Origin of the sequence: Okeania sp. SIO2F4 (assembly GCF_010672385.1) — a bacterium.
Classification (GTDB): Bacteria; Cyanobacteriota; Cyanobacteriia; order Cyanobacteriales; family Microcoleaceae; genus Trichodesmium.
Genome location: NZ_JAAHGT010000663.1, coordinates 1 through 5536 on the forward strand (window position 1 = coordinate 1; position 5536 = coordinate 5536).

Annotated in this window: 3 protein-coding genes and 1 pseudogene; all 4 read left to right on the forward strand. The window is 33.6% G+C overall.

Annotated features, from left to right (window positions below; genetic code table 11):
* Positions 1-177: 177 nt before the first annotated feature.
* Entirely contained in the window at positions 178-1395 is a 1218-nt protein-coding gene (locus F6K22_RS29930; RefSeq protein ID WP_293106572.1) for a hypothetical protein, read from the forward strand.
* Positions 1396-2614: 1219 nt separating this feature from the next.
* Positions 2615-2722 (forward strand): annotated as a pseudogene (locus tag F6K22_RS43640) (IS630 family transposase); the annotation flags it as partial.
* 490 nt (positions 2723-3212) lie between these two features.
* On the forward strand, positions 3213-4121 hold the full coding sequence (locus tag F6K22_RS29945) for an ATP-grasp domain-containing protein (RefSeq protein ID WP_293106577.1): 909 nt from the start codon (positions 3213-3215) through the stop codon (positions 4119-4121).
* 878 nt (positions 4122-4999) lie between these two features.
* On the forward strand, positions 5000-5536 hold a 537-nt coding region (locus tag F6K22_RS29950), incomplete at its 3' end, for a hypothetical protein (protein WP_293106580.1).

Sequence of the window (5536 nt, forward strand, 5' to 3'; positions counted from 1 at the left end):
TATCTTGGAGAGCTGCTTTAGTCGCTTCCATTGCTTGGGCGATCGCCTCATTTATGTCATTGGGTAGTTTAGTCATCTATATTAATATTTACTAGATTATGCTGTGATTGAGAGAAGATTTGAAAAAATATCTTCGTTATTTTCCATATTAAGTATAAAGTTGAACTGGGAGAAAATATGACAAAAAATCATCCTTTTGGAAAATCAACTCCGGAACTGTTGAAATCTCTACAAACAAGTCAAGTTGAACGAAATCCTCTTCCTAATAACTCCACTGCACCTATAACTACTCTTGCATTAGGAGAAGAGGGTGGTAATACAACTGAAGCTTTTGATAATTCAGAAAGTGGTGGCGACCCTATAGCAACTACTCAAGAAATAGGAGAAGAAGGGGGTTTCAGTGAAGCTATACCCACAACTGTAGCAACGGAAGAAGAAGGCGGTAATTCACCTGTACCAACAACTGCAACTTTGGGAGCAGAAGCTGGGATTACTCCAATAGCTTTACCTCCAGGAGTAGGAACTACTCAAGCAATAGGGGAAGAAGGTGGTTTTGCTCCTGTACCCACACCTACCACTCTCGCAGTGGGAGAAGAAGGTGGTGATGGTTTTACAACTGAAGCATTGGGAGAAGAAGGTGGTTTTCCTATTATTACTGATGATAGGATTATTACTCAAGTAGGAACAGAAGAAGGAATAGCAACAACTCTTGCAATAGGAGAAGAAGGTGGGGTGATTACTCTTGCATTAGGAGAAGAAGGGGGTATTCCAACTCCTTTTGATGATGGCAGTATCACTCAACCAGGATCGGAAGAAGGTGGGGTGACTACTCTTGCATTAGGAGAAGAAGGTGGAGATTTCAATGAGGAGATTTATCGGCAATCTTATCCTAGCGTTAATGTTGCTATCAATAGAGGAGAATTGAATTCTGGTTTAGAACATTACGTTCAGTTTGGAGCATTTGAAATTCAACGTATAGGATTTTTCACAGGTACTAATGGCAATGATATTATTACTGCTTTTGGCAACAATACTAGAATTGTTGGTGTTAATACTTTGGGATATGATCTAATCAATGATCGAATAATTCCTAATAATTTAGGTGTGGGAGAAATTGATATATTAATTGGTAGTTCAGAAGTCAACACAGCAGACAAATTTATACTTGGTTCTTCTGAAGGAGTACCTTTTTATCTTGGCTTTGGAAATTTAGACTTTGCTTTAGTTAAAAATTTTGACGTTGCTTTTGACCAAATTCATTTACCAGGAACTATGGATAATTATAGTGTTGAAATTATTAATAACTCGGTTAATATATCTACTCTATCAGGAGATTTAATTGCGATTATAGAAGATGTGCAATCTCTAGATAATTTGAGGATTAATTTTATCTAGTTAATTGAGGATAATTAATGATACCAATTTCATGCAATGTAGTAACATTGTATTCTTGGGTAGGTATTAGGTTTTAGGAGGAGTGGAAATATCTTACAGCAGTTTTAGCAGATAATAAGGTACAGTTTTAATATTACTTTCTGTTTCCTGTTCCTTGTTCTCTAAAACTCTAATATCATGTTTAGTAAAATACTTATAATAGAACTTCGTAGTTGCGCTTTAGTGGCAGAGACATATTTGGAGCATTAAAGCTAAACTACAAACTTAAAGTTTATTTATACCTAATTATCAGAACATGATATAAAACTTTTTTGTTCATCAATTCAAAAAGTGGTGTAATAGTTTTTCCAGAGGATTTTACTGTAACTCTATTTAACTATCTTGTTTAAATTTGGTATTATAAATATGATGAAAAATAATAATTTTTTTGTATAAGTAGCCAAAGGGAAAGAAATAAGATTTTCATACTAAATATAGTAATTTGCAGTTCTGACCACTCTTCAAGTTTATCAAAAATCCCATCACTTGTATGAATATATGATCGATATACAACAATCACTGTGGGTTTATTTATAGTAGGAAAAAACCATATATACGAGAAATAATACCAATTTCATAAACTTGAGCAACTTAGGTTTGGAGTAGTCAGTAGTCAGTAGTCAGGAGTTCATTAATTGATAATTGATAATTGATAATTACCTCGGGTTTTAACCGCTCGGTAATTGAATATTGGGAAATTCAAGAGCACTTTTCTCTTGGTCGATTGGATATGGCGTTAGCGTTAGCGAAGCTCCTCTGTAAGAGGCAGCGGCTCTGTCAAGAGCGGGAAACCTCGCCATCCCATCCTAACGGACTGCTCCGCAAACGACCGCTTTTTTCCTTAAAAGGGGAGGCTTTAAACCAGAATTAATTATTAATAATTAATTAATTAATAATTCGGTAAGGTGAATAGCTTTACTTTTTGAATTTGGTATAATTATATCAGAATTAATTGTCTGAGTTGAAACATAACTTTCCAGATGATTCTGGGGATTCATGATTCCTCAAACATTGAGAAAGTAAGGATTATGGGGACTATGAATCCTTGAGTACTCTCCGACATCTTGCCAGACATAAGGAACCTAAGGAATCATACTAAACTCCACTGCATCTAAGTAATATAAATCAATTTTTCCTAACTGCTCTAATTGCTTAAATTCTTCAAGCTTGGTTTTCCAAACCTGAATTACAGCCTGCTGAGAGATTATGGGGATTAGTTTATGAACATGAGCACAATAAACATTTTGAAACAATTGAGCAACTGGAAATGGTTCTAGAAAAAAGATGTTGTCTTCTCAACTCTATGACGGATGAAATTAAAAAATTAACAGATTACTACTGGTTACACTATACGTACTCATTTGTGGTCTTACTAAATCCTGTTTAGTATAAGAGATTTTTACGAACAGCAGGAAAAAATATTTTTAGGATGACTAACAGAGGTAATTTAAGTAATATCGTTTCACTGAAGTCAAAAGTTAAAAGTTTAAAGTCAGATTGTAAGATATGATATGGAATAGGTTAATATTTACTACCGATAATTGATATGGAGATAGGAAAATGGAGAGATTAATAAGTAGAATTATTTTGCACATTTGATATGATAACTTTTAGTGATACTAATTTTCGAGGATTATTTCAACCAATAGATATGTGACAAATAGTTTGATATTTCAACTTAAATAGTATAACTTGTGCAAAGTCTCTACAGGATTTTGGGATAATACTGATATAATTTCTGAAGATGTCTATTTATAAAAATTGCATTTGATTAACTTATGAAAATTTTAATTCTGGGTAGTGATGAAGATATTCATGCTGCTCACCTCAAACAATCTCTCACAGCAAAAGGAATAACAGTTGATTATTTAGATACTCGTTTATTTCCCTCCAAGTTAAAAATATCTTGGCAACCTATTAATCACACAGGATTTTTAACATTTCCAGATGGCAGACAATGGGATTTAACAGATATAAATAAAATTTTTTGGCGGACTTTTTCTGGAGTAAATGTTCCTCAATTAACCGATTCATATCAGCAGACAATAGCAGTTAATGATGCAACTGGTTTATTACGCTCTTTTATGCGTTCTACTCCGGAAAAATGGGTTAATGGTTGGGAAGCTTATGAATTTCATAAAGAGAAACCATTACAATTAAGTTTAGCGAAAAAAATAGGTGTAACTATTCCAGCTACATTAGTTACTAATGATGCTCAGGAAATTATCAATTTCTCTCAATCTTATCTGGATGTAATTTTTAAACCTGTTTATGGTGGTTCTCATACTCAGCTTTTAACGAAAGAACATCTAGAAATTAATCGGATGAATTTAGCTTTAAGTATTTCTCCTGTAACTATTCAAGAATATATTCCTGGTACAAATATTCGCAGTTATGTGATTGGGGAAAAAGTTTATTCGGCTGAAATTCGGAGTGGTTCCTTAGATTTTCGGGAAGATAAACAAGCCAAATTAATCTATTTAGAAACACCAGAGGATATAAAAAGACAATGTTTAGCTATTACCAAAGCATTTGGTTTGAAATGGACTGGTATTGATTGGCGATTTAAACCTAATGGAGAATATATTTTTCTTGAGGCAAATTTTAGTCCGATGTTTCTTCATTTTGAAAGGGAAACAGGTTGTCCGATAACTGAGGACTTGATTGAATTATTAACAAGTTACTGAATTCAAGATATCAAAAAAAGTGCTCGATCATTTAGGAAAGGAATATGTAATATTAAATCCGGTAGTATCGGTATAAGGGGGTTTGAGTAGCAACTATACAGAAAACCACGCTAAGGCTATATTTATTACCAGGTATAGCTTTCAGACCTCTGTGAGTGATAGTCCTAAAATATAGGTGTTTGAGTAGCAACTGTAACACAGGTGTTGTCAATAGTGAAAGTTTTGTGGAATAATGATTTCAACTCTCACTATCCTTTTGCTCCCCATACATTCGATGTCGTTTAACAATGTCCGAAACACTAGTCTTATATCAAATCCGGTTAAATAACCTCGCTATCAATTTAGTAGTCAGTAGTCAGTAGTCAGTAGTCAGTAGAAAATACTCAATCACTTATTTATAGGGCATCTCAAGAAGAAAGAAACTCAACTGCCTAGAATATCCTTGAACCCTATAGATGCCATTATTGTATGTGCAATTAAACGGACTTGACATTACTCAAATGAAGTTGTGAAGCAATATAACGATAAGAATATCCAAGCTCAACCATCTTTAACACTTTAGGCGCAAGACGATCAGAAGTTCTTCCCCCACTCCCTAACAAAGATTACCCTCAATAGTACTTTTACTAATTCCGTCCTGATTTTACTTTAACCCTAACGAAACCTAACATAACCAAGCAGGGCTGGTAAAATTTTGCCTGTCCAACACGTACCTCTGACCAGGCATTGTCGGCGAATATTTAGGGCACTTTTGATAAGTAGTGAGTGCTATACCCTCATTGTCTACAGGAGTACTATTTGTAGCAAGGCTTTATAGCCGAAAAAAACTTACAACAGCTTCTTTGTATTTAAGTACTTAAAATATAGGATTTTCAATTATGTTTAAACCCGAAAATAATTTATCTAGATTCAAACGAGTTTTATTATCTTATACTTTTTTAGTTTCTTTGATTGTTTCCATTCCTATCACTATAGGCTTGGGATACCTTGTCAAAATTAATAGAGACATCAAGGAGTATAAACAAAGCATTTTATGGTATGAAATTCTGAATGAAGAAACAAAATACACTAAAGTATTTTATGATTTTGTAAAAAAGGTACAAGAGGAATTGACAGAGAATTACGATTCAAACTTTAACAATGCCATGAATAACAATTACGATCAATATAAATCAGATATAATTGTTGACGATACTGCTAAATTAAAAAATGATTCAGTTCCATGGGAGATAGAAAAAACTCGTGAGTCCATAAGTGTTTATTATAGTAAGACTCGGGCGATCGACTTTGATAATTTACAAGGTAGTAGTAGCAATGATATTGATAGAAATCAGGAAAAAGAACAAAGTCGCAATGACAAAGTTTTTCAAGCTTTTACTAAGCTAATGGTTGAAAAAATTAGCAATCTTCTTATA